Genomic DNA, 18,457 nt, shown 5'->3' on the forward strand with positions numbered 1-18,457 from the left:
TTGTGAGAGGGGCGAAAATAAGTTAACTTATTTTCCCTCTACTCGATTGCTTGAATTTTCGAATCTCAAAAAATATTTGTTTGGAAAATGCAGTAATGCCCCCTTTAATGTTGAAGTAAACGGTAAAGGGGGTGGATAAATGCTTAAATTAAGTGTAGATGAATTAGTCGAAATTAATGACTTTTATAATGGTACCTCTAAGGTAACAATAACATATGCCAAAGGCAATACGGTTTTATTGGAACTTTATGATGGTGGTGATATAGAAGAGTTCGTTCTTAGTAGGAGAGATTTGATAATGGTACTTAGAAATTTTTATGTTGAAGATATATGTGACATTGTTCATTCAGCAGTCCATGGTTCTATCGATGTAAAAGTAGATAGGTCAAGTGAACACTATCCTGTGCAAATCTCTGTTGAAGATGGACACAAGTATTACTGTAATTTAGAGGAACTTAAATACATAAACGACATAATTGATTTCCAGAAACAAATGCTAAGTTAATATTAGGTAGTAGGAAGAATTGTAGATAGAAATGATAAACCAAAGACAGAACAGAATAATTTCAAGGTAGAAACTTATATAACATAGTTGATAAAAAATCCCGCTTCACTAGTAACAATTTATAGTCTAAACACGATTTCGAGCAGTAGTGACACCTATTGTTTATTGGAGGAATCCATGATGAAAAAGGGAATTTGAGAAATTGGAGGTTTTTGTAAACTTTTGTAGAATTCCTATATAGATACTTTAAATTAATTTTGTTAAGGAGTTTATTTAGTCGTGTATATTTCAAAGTTAAGTGTAAAGAACTATAGAAATTTCGGTGAAGGGAAATTTTCTATTCCGTTGAAACCATTTACTGCAATTATTGGTGAAAATAATATTGGAAAATCAAACCTTATTGATTGCATTGGTTTGGTCTTGAGTCAAGATATTACTATGTTTAAAAAAAGGTTTTTAGATGTCGATGACATCAATTCTAAAACAAAAGAAATCTTTAAAAATTCAGTTGTAAATCTTATAGAGGAAGAAACCATTGATGAATCAAAAATAAAATTTCCTGATGTAAGGGTAGAATTAATTTTGGATGAGTTAGACGAGGACCAACTTGCTGTAGTAGGCGATTGGTTCTATGAGAAGACCTTTACTAAGGCTAAACTTACTTATTGGTTTAAACCAAGGGCAGGTTTTAAAAGACAAGAATGGGTTGAAAGACAAGTTGTGAATTTGAGGGAACTGTTGAGCGAGGGAAAGGTTAAAAAGGAAGAATTGTATCATCATGTTGAATTTCCTATTGATCAATACGAATATATAATTTTTGGTGGAAATAACCCAACAAATAAATGTGATCCATACTTCTTAAAAATGTTAAAACTAGAAGTTCTAGACGCTTTACGTGATGCAAAAAAGGAACTAGTTGCAAATGGAGAATATAAATTATTATATCGTATTTTAAATAGAAATTATGAAAATGATTTTGTTGAAATTCAATCATTGCTTGGCGATTTAAATCAGAAATTAAAGGAAAACAAAAAGTTAGAAACTATAAAAAAGGAACTAACTACATATTTAGACAGAGTTTCTTTATCCAACCCATCGGAATTAAACAGTATTGACTTTAACTTTTCATCCCCAGAAGTGAATGAAATATTAAAGAAATTGAGTATTGTGTATGGTGAGAATCCTGTTTCAATCGAAAGAAATGGATTAGGTAAAAATAATTTATTATTTATTTCTTTAGTACTTTCACATTTAGCATCGCAGACTGATGAAAAAACTAAATTAGCATTTAGAGTAATTGGGATAGAAGAACCTGAAGCACACTTACATCCACATTTACAAACACATCTGGCAAAAAATTTAAGTAAGGTTATTAATCTTAAGGGCGAAGGGGTTGAAAAGGAAGGAGAAAAAGAAGAAGAAGAAAAGAAGGATACACAGATTATCATAACTTCTCATTCAACTAATATAACTACCTCAATTGATTTAGATAACCTTGTTATCCTATATAGGGATAAGGATCAAATAAAATATCATTATATCCTTGACGGCTTTTCAGATAAAAAAGAAGGTCAAGACCATATTAAATATTTAAAAAAATATTTAGATGCAACTAATTCATCAATGTTTTATGCAAGGAGACTTATCCTTGTTGAGGGCATATCCGAACAAATATTAGTTCCACTGTTCTTTGAATTATATTCTAAAAAAACATTAGAGAGTATTGGTTCCAATATAATCAATGTTAATGGAGTTGCCTTTAGGCATTTTCTTGAAATAATCAAAAATGGATACTTTATTAAGTGTGGTGTGCTAACTGATAAAGATGCAGGAAAGAAGACAGAAAAAAGGGCTGAAAAATTAAAAGAGCACTATAAGATAAATAGCGATGTAATTGCTGTTGAAATCAACGATGATACTTTTGAGAAGGAAATTATTAAATATAACCTAAAGGACAAGGGAAGAGAGTTGTTATTAAAAGTGTTTAAACAACTTCATCCAATTAAGTATACAGAATTAGAGAAAAGTTGGGAAAAACAGATAGACGTTAAGACTTACTTCGAAAATATTGAAAATGATAAGTCTGATTTTGCATTTGCTTTACATGAAGAATTATTAAAAGATAGTACAGGCTTTATAATTCCTAAATATATAGTTTCTATCTTCAAATTTATACTGGGGGAAGAAAATGAAGAGCAAACTAAATAATTCGTTGATTATTGCTGCTGCAGGATCAGGTAAAACCACAGAATTAATCAAGCAAATAATTCAAAAGGTAAACAAATTACCTAATGATAAATATTTGGCAGTTATAACCTATACGAATACTGCCACAAATGAGATTTTAGAAAGGTTACAAAAAAAGGTATCAATCCAACCAAATATTTTTGTAGGAACAATACATAGTTTCCTTATAAAGTTCCTAATAAAACCCTATGGGAAGGTTTTGGGATTAGTACCAAATGAATTAATTATTACAGATTATGATATTAAGGTTAATAAATCTTCAAAGAACCCATTTATTGAAAAAAACATGATAGTTAATCGACTTTCTGAGAAAGGAGTTCTTACCTACGACTATATAGTTACTCTTTCGAAAAAAATATTGGAGAATGATGAAGCCAAAAAGCGTTTTTGCAATCGTATTAGGTACCTATTTGTAGATGAATTTCAGGACTCAACAAATACTCAGTTTGAGATTTTTGATACCCTAAGAAAGGGGAAAAATTCTGAAGTAATACTGGTTGGTGACCCAGAACAACGCATAATGAATTTTAGGAATAAGCCCCGAAAAAGAAAAGATTCCTCAGGGGCTAAGAAAGTTCCTTTGCACCCAATAGATTCCCTGCAAAATAAGAAAACTTATTCTATTAGTAAGTTGAATTGCAATTATAGATCGAGTGAAACAATTGTTAATTTTATTAATCACTTTCATTCTAGTATTCAGCAAGAATGGTCAAATAAGGAGATTACATCTAAGAATCCAGTTATGTTCATTCAATCAACTAAATTAAAGTCGATTATAAACGATTTTAATAATTTATGTATAAATAGTAATTATTGTAAAACAGTGCCTAAAACAAGGTTTTTTCTAGCGTATGAAAATAAGGTTTATAAAAATTATAGAAAAGTGGACTTTAACCATAAATCGAAAGAAAATTTGCCGTTGTTCACTAGTATCTTTGAGTATTTATCGGCCTTTTATAATATAAAAAAAGATCAGTTACTCTTTGCATTAGGATTGGAAGAAATTGAACTAAGAAAGAAATGTCTTTTATTACTTTTTGAAATTAATTATAATATAGATTTTGATTTTGAAGACTTTGTAAGTTTCGTAGAGACTACATTTAATCGCAAGAGGGAAGAAACAGGCGAGGAAGTTAAGTTCAATATAAAAGATAGAACAAAAAGATTAGTAGAAGAACTCTCAAATTCAATGTCCGATAATTATGAGGATATGGCTAAAGAATTAAAAGAATACCAAGATTCTTTTCTTACAATCCATAAATCAAAAGGACTACAGGCTGATGCAGTACTAGTTGTAGCAAAAAATGAAAAAGAACTATTAATGTGGCTCGAGGACGATAAAGAAAATAGGCTTCTAGATCAGCAAGATAATTGTAGATTAGGATATGTAGCATTCAGTAGGCCGAAAGAGTTCCTATGTATTGCATGTCTTACACCTGTTGGTAAGGAGACAGTAGAAAAACTTAACACATTTAATGTGAATCTCTTTTTACAATTGGAAGAACAAGAACAACTCTCTCTTAAGAATATGAATTAGGTATAGGTTTTGTTCAGGGTGAAATTAAAGGGGCACATTCATCTTATAATAGTGTTGTGCTCTTTTAGGTACATTTTTGTAATATTTTCTGAACGTAATTGTAAACATTTAAAATAAATCTTCTTTAAGCCTCCTAAGTGCTTCTCGTATGCTGCATTTTATCTTTGATGATAGTTTCCAAAAGGTATCCAATATGATTCCGTAACCGTGATTAGTAAGTTGTTCTACAATCTCGATATCCTTAATGAAATATTAGTAAAGTTGCCATTGAAAAACGCCTTTAAAACGGGGTTAGTATAAAGAATCCCTTTACTAGTAATGACTCTACGCGCATTGCGCTTACAAAGAGTAAAATTACAAAATTAGATATTTGATGTAACGTGTTACTATATTTAGTGGCAAGTGTATAATATCTATTAATTATGTACTTTATCATCATATAGTAGACGAATGGGAGAGGAGGTAAATTATATGGAGGACAGTGGTAAAAAAATTAAGATTGCCATAAATGGAGGAATAGGATTTGGAGCAAAACTCAACTCAAAACAACTTGTTACAATATCAAAATATTTGAATGAAGATGAAGAACTTGAGTTAACTACCTTCCAACAACTTTATATAGAAATCCCGGAAGAAAAAAAGGAAAATATTATAGAGGAATTTCAAAGTGTAGGATTAGTATGTTATCCAGTTGGGAATTTTGTAAAAAGTTTAAGAACCTGTAATTTTTGCAAAGGGGAAGAAGAGGAAGGAATGCCGATAGCAAAAGAGTTAAATAGTCGTATAGCCGGGAAACCAGTACCATTTACCCTAAAAGTTGCGTATACAGGTTGTCCGATTGGTTGCGGTGAACCTATGTTAAGCGATATAGGTGTTATGAAGATTAGAGATCATTACAATTTATATGTTGGAGGAAAAGCAAAGGGGAAAGACGCCGAGGTCGGTGTCTTGCTGATGGAGAATCTTACACCAGAACAATTATACAATACCGTAGAAAAAATTATTGCTATTTATTCAGAATTTGGGAAAAAGCGAGAGACATTCTATAAATTTTTTAAACGGATAGGTAGAGATTATTTAATAAGTTAATATAAATTTCTGCATTTCATAATAAATTAATCGACAAAATGTAAGTAAATTGGGTTGAATCTTTCAATTCTGATGGAAAAGTGGAAATAACATTTAAAAGTGCTATTAAAAATTCAGGGTATGAGGCTATGGAAATGGCTTAGGGAAGAAGTTGTGGGAGGTCATGCTACCATTAATTTAAAAAAGGATTGTTTACTATATTAATAATCAAGCGTTTATCCAATAGGATAAACGTCTTTTTAGTTTGCGGTGCATTTTGGTGAAAGATGTTAATTGATCCTTATGAATAGGGTTTATTATCCTATACATCGATTCTTTCTTCATAATTTCTGCACATTTATAATTTATACTCTTAATGAATTGTTTACTAATAATCGATTTCATTAAATCGGAAGAAAGGTTTGTGAAAATTTCATGGCAGAACAGATAACTATCTTCCTTGCTTTTGGAGCGGGACTTTTATCTTTTATTTCACCGTGTTCGTTGCCTCTATATCCTGCATTTCTTTCTTATGTTACTGGAATGTCCTTTAATGAATTGAAAGAAGACAAAGGAATATTTCAAAGAAAAGCACTTATCCATACAATTTTATTTTTAGTTGGATTTTCGATTATTTTTTTGGCTTTAGGACTTTCAACTTCAATTATTGGAAAAATATTTATACAGTATCAAGAATTACTTAGACAAATTGGTGCGCTATTTATGGTTATCTTTGGATTAGTAATTCTAGGTTTTTTCAAATTTGATTTTTTAAGTTCGGAGAAAAGAATCCAGTTTAAGAAAAGACCTAAAGGATACATTGGTTCCGTTTTGATTGGAATAGGTTTTGCAGCTGGGTGGACACCCTGTACAGGTCCAATTCTTGCAGGTGTAATTGCGTTAGGAATTTCAAATCCAAACCAAGGGATTATTTATATGCTGTTTTATGTACTTGGTTTTGCAGTTCCATTCCTAGTCATGTCACTATTTATTGGGAGAATGAAATTTCTTCAGAAAAGAAGCGACCTGTTTATGAAAATAGGTGGGATCTTAATGATCCTAATGGGTATTCTATTATACTTTGATCTGATGACAATGATTATTGCATTTTTAACACCATACTTCGGAGGGTTTACGGGATTTTAGTGTCTTACATGACGGGTATATAAAGGAGGATAATATATAATTATGGATAAAAAAAAGAGACGAAAAGTAGTAAGATTTATAATTCTACTGTTACTATTCTCAGCAATAGTTTTTACGATATATACAAGCTTAACGAAAGAAAAAGCTGCAGTTTTACAAATTGGCGATTTAGCACCGGATTTTGTACTCTTAGATATGAATGGAGAAGAACATAAGTTATCTGATTATAGGGGACAAGGTGTCTTTTTAAACTTTTGGGGTACTTGGTGCGAACCGTGTGAAAGAGAGTTCCCAATAATCAATCGTTATTACCACGAATATAAAACACAGGGACTTCAGGTTTTAGCAGTGAATATCGCGGAATCGGATTTTGTAGTTCAAAACTACATTGACCGTAAAAAATTGACATTCCCGGTTTTAATTGATAAACGTAAGGACGTAATGGGTTCATATAACGTAAGGCCTTTACCAACGACAGTGCTTATAAATCCAGAAGGAAAAATAGAGAAAATTATTACTGGTGAAATGAGTGATACGGCTATACGCAATTATATGGAACAGATATTGCCGAAATAGCAGATTAAATTAATCTTTTGAATCCTCAAGAAAAAGGTTATCTTTGAGGATGGAGGAATCAAATAATTATGAACAAGATTTCTATAAAACTAGCTACTTGTTTTTTTATCGTAGTGCTTATGATGGAATACTTTTTAATGGTTTATCTTCATCGAAGTATTGTTCATACTAGAGTTGAAGAAGAATTTTCCCTTTTATTATCAAATGGAGCAAACCATAGAGATGTATTAGTTGAGTATTACTCTGAAACTACAATAAAACATATTGTACTAATGGAAATGAATGAGGAAAGGGAAGTTGTTATTACTGATAATTGGGGGAATATCGTAGGAGATTCTGGGATAAATAGCAACTTACTAGAAGAATATCTCCCACTAATAAAAGGTAAAGTAGGAAGTAAAGATGAGATTATAATCTCCAATTGGGAAAGCTCTCCTTACATTGTGAGTAAACACCCATACAAAATTAGTGACATTCAATCTGGTAATGTCGTAATGTTCCAAAGTACAAACTCTCTTAATCGAATGGTTAGCTACTTGAGCATTCACTTCGTAATAGCGGGGATAATGAGCTTTTTAATACTTCTACTTTTATACGCTTTTTTATCAAAAGTGATTACTAGACCATTAATCGGGATGAAAGAAGCTACTGAAAAATTAAGTAAAGGCGAGTTTAATGTTAGTCTGCCTAAATTAGGAAAAGACGAACTTGGAGAATTGTCTTTTTCTATTCAAAAATTAGCCAATGATTTGGAAAGACTAAAAAAAGATCGAAATGAGTTTCTAGCCTCTGTTTCACACGAATTAAGTACACCTTTAACTTATCTAATTGGATATTCAAATGTTGCAATGAGAGATGGTTTGAATGACCAGGAAAGAAAGCAATATCTTGAAATTATTGGAGAAGAGTCAAATAGGATGAAGGATCTCGTCAAGAACTTGTTAGATCTTGCGAGAATGGATGAAAACTCTTTTACGGTAACAAAAACCTATTTTGATTCACAACCATTCCTGGAAGACATTTGTAAACTAGTTGCCCCATCCTTTGAATTGAAAAATATCAAATTAAACTTAAATAGTAACGAAAACTTTACAATATATGCTGACTCTATTCGATTAGGGCAAATAATTGTTAATTTATTAGATAATGCTTTGAAATATTCAAAAGAAAATACGGAAGTAATTTTGGAAGCATATAAGAAAAAGGATAAAACGGTAGTTAAAGTCATTGATTCTGGAATTGGTATTCCGTCAGAGGAATTAGATTTTATTTTCGAGAAATTATACCGTGTTGAAAAATCTCGTTCGAGAGAATATGGTGGTTCAGGAATTGGATTAGCAGTTGTAAAAGAGTTAATTGAAGCACACGGTGGTACTATTAGTGTGGACAGTAAATTAGGGATAGGAAGTACATTTACCATTACTATCTAATGAAGGGGGTGCTGATATGTCCGGAATGCAGACAATTCTTTTAGTTGATGATGAGCAAAGAATGTTAGATTTAGTTGAATTATTTCTTATTCCACATGGATATAAGTGCATCAAAGTTACGAGTGGTAGTGAAGCAATAAAAATAATAGAGAGAGAAAAAGTTCAACTTATCCTATTAGATGTCATGATGCCTGAAATGAACGGATGGGAAGTATGTGAACAAATCCGTGAATTCACAAATGTTCCAATCATCATGTTGACTGCTAGATCAGATAAGGAAGACTTAGTTAAAGGTTTAAATATTGGTGCTGATGACTATATTTCAAAGCCGTTTAATGAAAAGGAGTTAGTCGCTAGAGTAAATGCGGTACTTAGAAGATTCCCAGATGGTGAAGAGGAACAAAATATGATTAAGTTTAATGATTTTTATTTGGATCAAGAAACATACGCATTACATTACTTGGAATTAGCTGTTCAACTGACACTAAAGGAATTCAATATTTTAAAAGCTATGATTTCTAGACCTACTAAAACATTTACACGAGAGGAACTAATGAGTGCTGCTTGGGAATATGAAACAGATACTGATATTAGAACAATAGACTCACATATCCGTAATTTGAGAGATAAACTCGGAAAAGCAGGATTACCAACGGAAGATTTCCTTAAAACAGTTTGGGGAATTGGATATAAATGGAGTTAAAGGAGAATTAATAATGAAAAAGTATACACTGACGTTTAGTCTTTTAATGCTAGTTTTAGTATTAACTGCTTGTAATTCTGGTGGAAATACTGAATTTAAATACGGTAATGTAACAAATAATAAAATCGATCATATTCATGGTGCAGGCTATATAAATGGAGAAAATAATGTTGTAATTGCTACTCATACAGGATTATATTCCTACGGTGAAGAAGGTTGGAAAGAGGCAAGTAGTCAGAAACATGATTATATGGGATTCCAAGCTGTAAATGATGGTTTCTTTGCAAGTGGACACCCAGGAAAAGGTTCTGACCTTGAAAATCCTTTCGGGCTAATTAAAAGTACCGATAAAGGTGCAAGTTTTGAAAAGTTAGCATTTTATGGGGAAATTGATTTCCACTACCTTGCTGCCGGTTATAATACAAATACAATTTATGTATTTAATGAAATGCCGACAGAAAATTTAAATGGCGGCCTACATTATTCAACGGACGAAGGAAAAAATTGGACTTCATCTGCTTTAAGCGGTTTTGAATCTTCTTATATTTCTAATTTTGCTACACATCCAACAAAAAGCGAACTACTTGTTGTCGGAAGTAAAGACGGACTTTACATTTCTGAAGATTTTGGTCAAAACGTAGTAAAGTTTAATTCTGCAAGCATGATTTCTTACGTCACATTAACTGAATCTGGAGGCTATTACACAAATTTTGATGATTCGTATGTTTATTTAAAATCATTTACTTTTGACAGTGCCAAGGAAAAAGATATTTCACTACCAGAGGAAATAATGAAAGATCCTATTATCTATATTGCTTCTAATCCAAATAACAGTGAAGAAATAACAATCGTTACAAATAATTTAAATATTTATTTAACAAAAGATCATGGACTTAATTGGGGGAAATTAGCTTCAAATGGTGAATTAACCAAATAAAATAAGGGAATGGAATTTACAAATGTATAGTTTTCTATCAGACATAAGTAGAATAATTATCGAACCAATTTCAGTTTTCCTGAATTCCTATGAACATTCCCCGATTGTTGTTGTAATTTTGCTTGGATTAATTGGCGCATTTGCACCCTGTCAATTAACCGGAAATATTAGTGCCATTACGTTTTATGGAAATAGAACGATCCAAAAAGGGGAAATTTGGACTGAAATTGCATTCTTTATATTTGGAAAAGTAGTTGTCTTCAGTTTAATAGGTTGGCTTGCTTGGATTTTTGGACAGGCATTTGAATCAGAGTTGACAAAGTACTTTGTAATATTCAGAAAAGCAATCGGCCCATTATTAATCATAACGGGTTTAGTACTACTTGGCTTGTTTAAGATGAAATTTCTTGGGCAAATCACTGATCGTATTCCAGTAAGAATGAAAGAAGGAAAACTGGGCTCCTTTTTATTAGGCGCAAGTTTTTCACTCGCATTTTGTCCAACGATGTTTGTACTGTTTTTTGTTTGGTTAATGCCTACCGTTGTCACTACTTCTTATGGTTTCGCACTACCAGCAGTTTTTGGACTCGCGACTTCTATTCCTTTATTACTAATTTTTGCTTTACTAGAAGCTTTTGATTCAAAACGAGCAATCATGAAGAATAGTAGAAACATAGGAAAACTTGTACAAAAAACAGCAGGTGTAATTCTTATAATTATTGGGTTATTTGATACGCTCACATATTGGGGAATATAGGTGAAAATGGTTCAAAAAAATGCTTGAATATTTATAAGCATTTTTTATTTGCTTTTTATATATCAATAATGGGCTATATTGAAGGTTAAAATTGATTATAATTTTTCATGTAGAATTGTACTTAAATTAATGGGGACGATTGCACAATAAAGGCAATCGTCCTTTTCTTGTTAAAGTAAAATAGTAGGAGAGTAGTAAGTTAGGAATTGCTATTAAAAAACTAAAAGCCAAGCCTCTTAACAACATACTCTTCTGTTGCATTACTGAGTAAGTCTTCCCAAGAATCGAAGTTTGATTTGTTTCTAATAAACTCATCCATTTCGTCATCTGGAATATCTTCAATGTTTTTATACTTGTTGAAAATTTCACTATTTTCAAATTCAACAAAACCATTGAAATCTGTGTTTTTTATTAAAAAAGTATCCGTTAATAACTCAGTAATCGGAATTGATTTAGTTTCTGATAATTCTTTAGCTCCTTTTTGTAATTTCTTTAGTTTGTTTAGTCCAGTGATTTTAACGCCCATTAATGACACCTCCTTTAATTGTAAATATTCTACAGAAAAGAAGAGAACCCTTTAATAAGGAAATGGGGGGGAGCATTAAAATTCCACAATCGTGTGCTTCAATTGAATAAGAACTACAAAAATAATTAAACTTTTTTATAAAGACTACATACTTAATAACAAAGAAGAAAGTATTTTGATCTATCGTTGCTCATAATACTTTCTTTTTATTTATTATTTGATTTGACTTTTAGAGTTATTTTTTATCAATCTTTAATTCAAGCCAACAAATATTTCTAAAACTTAAATAATACTAACTGCAACCAGGACAATTATAGGTTCTAAGTCTATTTAAAAAGTAAATTTAAAATAAGAAGTATTACGTTTTAATTACATTATATATTTCCTTTAATTTCTCCTTAATTTTTTCATATTTTTTTCTTAAAATACATTAATACATTAGGTAATTTAATATGGGGAGAATAATACATATGGGCAGATTTATAAGCATTGAATTTTCATTTGTAAAGAGATTATTGATGTTACTAATAGTCATTTCAATATTTTCGAACAGTTTTAATAATAAGGTAATTGAAGCAGTATCTCCTGATAAACCACTTATTACAAGTGAAGCTGCAATCTTAATAGATGGAAAAACAGGTCGAACTTTATATGAAAAAAAACCAGATAAAAAGATGAATCCAGCTAGTTTAACAAAAATTGCCACTGCTATTTATGCAATTGAAAATGGAAACCTTGATGACCTTGTAACGATCAGTCACAATGCAAGGGAAGTAGTTGGTACTAGAGTTTATTTAGAAGAAGGAGAAAAAATAACATTAAAAAGGCTTATTCAGGGGCTTCTAATCAATTCTGGGAATGATGCAGGTGTGGCAATCGCAGAACATTTGGATGGATCGGTAGAGGGGTTCGCAACTAGTTTAAATCGGTATTTAAAGGATTTAGGACTTCAAAATACAAACTTTGTTAATCCACATGGTCTATACCATCCGGAACACCAAACTACTGCCCGTGATCTCGCTTTGATTACAAAATATGCAATGAAAAATAGAGACTTCCGAGAAATATTTGGGACAAAGGAACTAAAGTGGAATGGGAAGTCATGGGATACAACCATATATACCCATCACAAATTAATGAGGCAACAACCATATGATGGGATTACTGGAGGAAAAACTGGTTATGTTGTTGAGTCTGGTATTACTTTAGTTACTACTGCAACAAGGGGAGAACTTTCATTAATTGCCGTTACTCTTAATGCCCCATCAGAAGATATTGCATATCACGATACAGTAGACCTACTTGATTATGGTTTTGACAATTTTAATGTTGAGAGTATTTCCGAAGGCCAATTGTTTGGAATCAATAACGAGGAATATATAAATAATGATATTCTTATTTATACGATTTCTAAAAATGAAAAGATTCATCAACAGATAACTAATGATGGTTTATTAGAATTAAAAAACGACTTCCAAGATGTAATTGCCACATTTCAGTTAGAGAGAATTACGACTCTTGATGATAAAAATGTATCAGAAACCAAGGATAGTCAAATAAAAGATCACAGCAATTATACATTTATATATGTTTTATTTTTTACAATGTTTGTTCTTGCCTTATTAATGATAAGCAGATGGTTCTATAGAAACTTTAATAAAAAAATGTACTACTAAAAAACTAAAATTAAAATCAATTATTTGTAGATGTTTAATTAGCCATAATAGCTTGAATATAGTTATTTCTTCAAGCTATTTTTTTGCGTAAAAGATATTATCCAAATAATTTGTCAATGTTTTTAATGAAATTTTTATGTAATTTAAAGGTTGTGGGCATACCTCTAAAGGGTATTTAATATAATTTGATATGAATTAATAAATCGATTATTTTAAAGGATGGATTTGTGGGATACTATCAGTTATTTATTTTAGTTTCATTATTAATCTTAACAGTAATTGTCATTTTATTATCAAGAATTTTAAAGAAGAATATTAAACCCATGCATGGAATGAGTATTATTATGTTTTATAGTATGAATTTTGGATTAACAATTGGTACTCTTTTTGGTGGTTTATTTCAGGGGAATTTGTTTTTATCAACAGTAGTTTCAATTTTATCTGGGTTAATTATTGGACTTATTTGTGGAAGTGTTTTTGGGATTCTCGCTGCATTAGAAGGAATAATGTCTGGACTAATGGGTGGGATGATGGGTGCCATGTTAGGTGAAATGGTTAGTCTCGAGCAAATTATTCCTCTAGTTAGAATTTTTTTATTGCTATCCATCTTAACTATATTTTTATTTGCGATATTTTCTAAGAGAAATAATTTAAAAGACACGAGTAATAAGTTTTGGGTTTTGAAACCACTTGTAATTTTAGCTTTGATTTCCTTTTATTTCATAGGGGGGGTTTCATACGCAGAAAAACAAATCAATTTTAAATCACAGGAATCACATAATCATAATTCGGATGAGCGATCTTCCAAACAACACGGGTCTACTTTATTTACAATCGAGACTAAAAATATGAAGTATTTTCCGTCAAATTTAGTTCTGCAACAAAATGAACCGGTTACGATTATTCTTAAAAATCAAGATAAAATAGAACATGATTTAGAAGTTAAAATTCCAACTAGTAATAAGGATGAGAAAACAAGTCACAATCATGGTGAAAATGAAAATGTAATTCATTTACATGCTGGTCCTAAAAAGGAACAAACGGTAAGTTTTACACCAACAGAATCTGGGTTATATGAATTCGTTTGTACAATTCCAGGTCATAAGGAATCAGGTATGGTTGGTTGGATTTCAGTAAGTTAGATTGAAAAAATTACCTCTAGATTATTTCATAGGGGTAATTTTTTTAATTGCCTAAATATAAATAGAAAAGCTATGAATTTGAATAGAAATAACTATTAAGATAAACAATGTTAGTGTAGTGGATTTAATTTTGAAAGGAGGTCTGATTATGGGGGTACTTTCAACATCACCTACAAACATGGATCATTGTATTGAATTATGTATTAAGTGTGCTAGAGCGTGTGAAGAGTGTCTTACTGCCTGCTTACAAGAACCAGATGCACAAGCGAGAGTTCATTGTATTCAAAAGCTAATTGATTGCTCAAAAATTTGTTTACAATTGGTAAGTTTCCTATCTAGAAATAGTGAATTTTCAAAACAATATTGCCAAGTTTGTGCTGATATTTGTGAAGCATGTGCTACTCATTGTGAAAAATTCCAAGATGCTCATTGCCAAGAATGTGCTAAAATTTGTCGCGAGTGTGCAGAAGCATGTAGAAATATGGCTTAATAGTTTTTTAAAGCCCTTCTCTTTGAGGAGGGTTTTTTTCAATTATTAAGCCTTTTGCATAATCAGTAGAAAATAACCATTATTTTAGTGATAGTTCACTTTCTACTAACCACTTATGATTTTTAACTTTTTCTCCTGCAGTAGAAATATAATCTCCATTTTCAAAGTTGTATTATAAGCACCTCAAATGTAGCTTGAGCACCCTTAATATTAGGCTCATTGTAAGCAGTTATAATTGCATTATAGGGAAAGTAGGATTTTCCGCACAGATTTGTACCAAGATTAGAAGGTTTTCTATATTTATATTGGATTTTATTTCTATTAAATAGACTTAATAAATTTTATTTTTGGTCTGCTGTTTCTCCCTAAAAACTCCATAATTTATTTGTATTATTAAGAGGTAATATCAATCTTAGATGAATAAGGAGACGAGGTTATATGGACTGGAATTGGTTTCCATTGTTAATCCTACTGATTTGCCCGTTAATGATGGTTTTTATGATGTTTAGTGGTCATGGACATGGCCATAGACATGGTAAAGGTAATCAAAAAGCTCATGACTCACTTAATGAGTTAGAGTCCAAAATCACTACTTTGGAGAGGGAAAATGAAAAACTAAGAGATGAAATCAATACGCTGTACTCTAAGAAATAAAATAGTACCTTGAAGATTTAGAGATATTTATGATTGAGGTGAAATATTAATTGGATAATATACAACAAATAGATAGGGTAGCATTAGCACTTGGACCAATAACTATTTACTGGTACGGAATTATTATCGCATCAGGAATTGTTTTAGGATGGTTATTGGCAACAAGAGAATCTAAAAAATTGGGTCTACCAAAAGATATTTTTTCTGATTTATTATTTTGGGCGATCCCAATATCCATTATTAGTGCGAGAATTTATTACGTTTTATTTAAATGGGAGTATTATTTTCAAAACCCAAGTAAGATGTTTGCAATATGGGAAGGCGGTATAGCCATACATGGAGCTTTAATAGGTGGTGTTATCACTTCAGTTATCTACGCTAAGAAAAAAGGAGTATCTTTTTGGAAATTAGCTGATATTGCTGCACCAAGTATTATTCTTGGTCAAGCAATTGGACGATGGGGAAACTTTATAAATCAAGAAGCACATGGAGGGGAAGTGGTACGGTCATTTTTGGAAGATTTAAACCTTCCTGAGTTTATTATTAATCAGATGTATATAGATGGTATTTATTACCATCCGACATTCTTATATGAATCTGTGTGGGATATTGCAGGTTTTATTTTCCTCGTAATTCTAAGAAGGTTTAACCCTAGAAGGGGAGAATTATTCTTATCTTATGTAATATGGTATTCAATAGGTAGATTTTTTGTAGAAGGTTTAAGGACAGATAGTTTGATGCTAACAGATTCACTACGAATTGCTCAATTACTTTCATTAATACTAATAGGAATAGCAATAATTTTAATATGGTATAGACGAAAATACGGTTATTCTACATTACGATATTCAGATAAAAAAAAGTAAGGTTATAAATATTGTAGTAATACAAGGGGCGAATACATTAAATAAATGTTTGCCTCTTCTTTTTCATTTACATGATTTTGAAATTTTACTAAATAGAAAAGTAGGTATATCGATATTAAGGATAATTATTACGCAAATTTCATAGTAACTATAATAGGTTAAGGGCAGTATTTACCTTGAAGTTTTTTTGTCTGAACTACTAATGAATTATGTTACTCTATTACATTTTTATCTTTTATCTTTTTGAAATTTAAACTTAAATATAACTCTCTAATGTAACTCGAGTAATTTCTATAACCTAAAAAAAGGACGTCTCAAAACTTATGAGATGTCCTATTATATATCATTTAGTTAAACGGTCCAAGAAGAGTTCTAATTGTTTTAGTGTAACCTTGTCGTTTACACCAAAAGTCCCATCACCCTTACCTAATGTGATTTTATTTGAAGATAAAATTGAGACATAATCATATTCCCAATTAGCTGTTGTAACATCTGAGAACATTTCTGCATTGCCTTGTTTTTTTAAATCGAAAGCTACAACTAATACTTTGGCTAGTTGACCACGTGTAATAGGTGAACCTGCATTAAATTTCCGTTTTTCGTCTCCACTAAAAATCCCTTGTTTTTCTAATGCTGTAGCTGCACCGGCATAATTAGAAGAGGATTTTAGATCCAAAAATGGTGAATTTGTATCGGAAGTATCTAATGCTAAAGCTTTTGAAAGTTGAAGAGCTACTTCACCACGAGATGCATAAACACTAAAGTCTATCCCTGCATCTTTAACTTCACCTTTTGTAGTTGTTGTGAAATTTGCCACACGTTTTGCACCTAAATAACGTGAGCCCCAATAATATGGATCTTCTAATTTATCAATTCTTACACCAGAACTTGGTGTAGCGGAAATAAAATTACCATCTCCTATATATATTCCAACGTGAGAAATACCTGACCCTGAAGTATTAAAGAATACTAGGTCGCCTGCTTCTAAATTATTTTTTGAAACTGTAGAACCTTGTTGGTATTGAGCTCTTGACGTACGATCTAATGAAATACCTAATTTTGAAAATACAAATTGTGTATATGATGAGCAATCAACACCAGTATTAATATCCGTTCCGCCAAATTTATAAGGAGCGCCTATATAGTCTTTTGCTGTATTTGTTATATCAGATATTGTTGCCGCTTCTGCATCATTTGCACCTATACCAGTAATTATCATAAAAGATGCAAAGATGGGTAGTAACCATCTTTTTCTCATGTCGAATCTCCTTTTGAAAGCTAGTTCTTTAATTTACTAATGAAAGAATATCATAGAAATTTAGTATGTAATCTTTCAATTCCATTACAAATTTATGCAGAAATATCATTTTTGTAATAAAAATGGTTTAGCTTGCACTTATTATGAAATACTAGTTGTTAAATTAATAACCTTTAAAGTTCTTAATCTTAAAAATTTTCATTAGAACTATCTTTAAGTTATGATTTCTCCATAAAAAATCCATATTTTTCTTGTATGATTTATAGTGTAATTGAAAGCTAAGCCGTTACTTTAGTTTGTTAAATGAAACCACTTTCTATTGATTATAAGATTTACTAAAAGAAAATGATTAGGATATAAGGTATTCTAGCGAGGAGCAGTGTAGATGAAAAGAAAAAATAAGCTTACGATTTTGTTTGGATTGATAGTAGTTACTTTTATTGTGATAGCGACATCCTTATATGTGTCATCAAATAAGGATTCTGAAACTATTTCTGAATTACAAACAGTGGATACTAAAACGCTTACTAAAATGATTGATAGTAAGGAAAATATGGTTATTGTTGATTTAAGGGAACCCGAACTATTTGCCACAAGTAGAGTTCCCGGTGCTATAAACATTCCTTTTGATGAAATTCAGTCAAGATATACCGAGTTACCTAAAGATAAGGATGTTATCTTTGTTTGCCATACAGGTCGTATGGGGACGGAAAGCGGAAATCTTTTGTTAGAAAATGGTTATAAGAACGTTTTTAACCTCGAGGGAGGTATTGCTGAATGGACAGGGAATCTAGAAAAATAGCTGAAAAGAGGAAGTCATGCAGATAACTACGAAAACAACAGTCCAGCCTAATAAACAACAACTACTTAACCGTTTAAAACGCACTGAAAGTAAAGTGAAGGTGTTAATTAGATGGTTGAATTGTAATTTTGCCTATT

18 protein-coding genes are annotated in these 18,457 nt (G+C 31.1%); 16 read left to right on the forward strand and 2 right to left on the reverse strand.

Annotation, left to right across the window (positions count from 1 at the left end; all coding sequences use genetic code 11):
* Window positions 1-139: 139 nt before the first annotated feature.
* From CD29_RS17465 to CD29_RS17510, 10 genes are all read left to right on the forward strand, one after another.
* Window positions 140-505, forward strand: a complete 366-nt coding sequence (locus CD29_RS17465) for a hypothetical protein (protein WP_036189816.1) — start codon at window positions 140-142, stop codon at window positions 503-505.
* Between the two features lie 279 nt (window positions 506-784).
* Window positions 785-2,713 carry an ATP-dependent nuclease gene (locus CD29_RS17470; protein WP_036189818.1) on the forward strand — a complete coding sequence of 643 codons (1,929 nt, stop codon included), beginning with the start codon at window positions 785-787 and terminating at the stop codon, window positions 2,711-2,713.
* Window positions 2,694-4,289, forward strand: coding sequence for a UvrD-helicase domain-containing protein (locus CD29_RS17475; protein WP_036189820.1), 1,596 nt, complete (start codon window positions 2,694-2,696; stop codon window positions 4,287-4,289). The genes CD29_RS17470 and CD29_RS17475 overlap by 20 nt, the downstream gene beginning before the upstream one ends.
* A 471-nt stretch (window positions 4,290-4,760) precedes the next feature.
* Window positions 4,761-5,378: an NAD(P)/FAD-dependent oxidoreductase gene (locus CD29_RS17480; RefSeq protein ID WP_036189822.1), complete on the forward strand. Its 618-nt coding sequence runs from the start codon at window positions 4,761-4,763 to the stop codon at window positions 5,376-5,378.
* Between the two features lie 414 nt (window positions 5,379-5,792).
* Window positions 5,793-6,503: a cytochrome c biogenesis CcdA family protein gene (locus tag CD29_RS17485; RefSeq protein ID WP_036189824.1), complete on the forward strand. Its 711-nt coding sequence runs from the start codon at window positions 5,793-5,795 to the stop codon at window positions 6,501-6,503.
* A 42-nt stretch (window positions 6,504-6,545) separates the two neighbouring features.
* Complete coding sequence (gene resA / locus CD29_RS17490; RefSeq protein WP_036189826.1) at window positions 6,546-7,079, forward strand: thiol-disulfide oxidoreductase ResA; 534 nt, start codon at window positions 6,546-6,548, stop codon at window positions 7,077-7,079.
* Window positions 7,080-7,147: 68 nt separating this feature from the next.
* On the forward strand, window positions 7,148-8,509 hold the full coding sequence (locus tag CD29_RS17495) for a HAMP domain-containing sensor histidine kinase (RefSeq protein WP_036189828.1): 1,362 nt from the start codon (window positions 7,148-7,150) through the stop codon (window positions 8,507-8,509).
* Window positions 8,510-8,534: 25 nt separating this feature from the next.
* Window positions 8,535-9,212 carry a response regulator transcription factor gene (locus tag CD29_RS17500; RefSeq protein ID WP_036189852.1) on the forward strand — a complete coding sequence of 226 codons (678 nt, stop codon included), beginning with the start codon at window positions 8,535-8,537 and terminating at the stop codon, window positions 9,210-9,212.
* A gap of 13 nt (window positions 9,213-9,225) precedes the next feature.
* The gene (locus CD29_RS17505) at window positions 9,226-10,149 is read left to right on the forward strand and encodes a F510_1955 family glycosylhydrolase (protein WP_036189830.1); all 924 of its coding nucleotides are present in this window, start codon (window positions 9,226-9,228) and stop codon (window positions 10,147-10,149) included.
* A 22-nt stretch (window positions 10,150-10,171) separates the two neighbouring features.
* Window positions 10,172-10,906, forward strand: a complete 735-nt coding sequence (locus CD29_RS17510) for an urease accessory protein UreH domain-containing protein (protein ID WP_036189832.1) — start codon at window positions 10,172-10,174, stop codon at window positions 10,904-10,906.
* 220 nt (window positions 10,907-11,126) lie between these two features.
* On the opposite strand, the gene CD29_RS17515 is transcribed toward CD29_RS17510, so the two are convergent.
* Entirely contained in the window at window positions 11,127-11,432 is a 306-nt protein-coding gene (locus tag CD29_RS17515) for a hypothetical protein (RefSeq protein WP_036189833.1), read from the reverse strand.
* A gap of 470 nt (window positions 11,433-11,902) precedes the next feature.
* On the opposite strand from CD29_RS17515, the gene CD29_RS17520 reads away from it, so the two are divergent.
* The 5 genes from CD29_RS17520 (at window position 11,903) to lgt (ending at window position 16,260) form a co-directional block, all read left to right on the forward strand.
* Window positions 11,903-13,108, forward strand: coding sequence for a D-alanyl-D-alanine carboxypeptidase family protein (locus tag CD29_RS17520; RefSeq protein ID WP_197061781.1), 1,206 nt, complete (start codon window positions 11,903-11,905; stop codon window positions 13,106-13,108).
* A gap of 227 nt (window positions 13,109-13,335) precedes the next feature.
* Window positions 13,336-14,250, forward strand: coding sequence for a cupredoxin domain-containing protein (locus CD29_RS17525; protein ID WP_036189834.1), 915 nt, complete (start codon window positions 13,336-13,338; stop codon window positions 14,248-14,250).
* Between the two features lie 148 nt (window positions 14,251-14,398).
* Entirely contained in the window at window positions 14,399-14,740 is a 342-nt protein-coding gene (locus CD29_RS17530) for a four-helix bundle copper-binding protein (RefSeq protein ID WP_036189835.1), read from the forward strand.
* Between the two features lie 438 nt (window positions 14,741-15,178).
* A complete protein-coding gene (locus CD29_RS17535; protein WP_036189836.1) occupies window positions 15,179-15,394 on the forward strand; it encodes a DUF2933 domain-containing protein in 216 nt (71 codons plus the stop codon).
* A gap of 50 nt (window positions 15,395-15,444) precedes the next feature.
* Window positions 15,445-16,260, forward strand: a complete 816-nt coding sequence (gene lgt, locus CD29_RS17540; protein ID WP_036189837.1) for a prolipoprotein diacylglyceryl transferase — start codon at window positions 15,445-15,447, stop codon at window positions 16,258-16,260.
* Between the two features lie 343 nt (window positions 16,261-16,603).
* Here lgt and CD29_RS17545 read toward each other — a convergent pair whose 3' ends face one another.
* Window positions 16,604-17,518 carry a C40 family peptidase gene (locus CD29_RS17545; RefSeq protein WP_036189838.1) on the reverse strand — a complete coding sequence of 305 codons (915 nt, stop codon included), beginning with the start codon at window positions 17,516-17,518 and terminating at the stop codon, window positions 16,604-16,606.
* Between the two features lie 385 nt (window positions 17,519-17,903).
* Here CD29_RS17545 and CD29_RS17550 point away from each other — a divergent pair, with 385 nt between their 5' ends.
* Window positions 17,904-18,320 carry a rhodanese-like domain-containing protein gene (locus CD29_RS17550; protein WP_036189840.1) on the forward strand — a complete coding sequence of 139 codons (417 nt, stop codon included), beginning with the start codon at window positions 17,904-17,906 and terminating at the stop codon, window positions 18,318-18,320.
* The last annotated feature ends 137 nt before the right edge of the window (window positions 18,321-18,457 follow it).

It is taken from the genome of Ureibacillus manganicus DSM 26584 (assembly GCF_000772945.1).
GTDB classification, from domain to species: Bacteria; Bacillota; Bacilli; order Bacillales_A; family Planococcaceae; genus Ureibacillus; species Ureibacillus manganicus.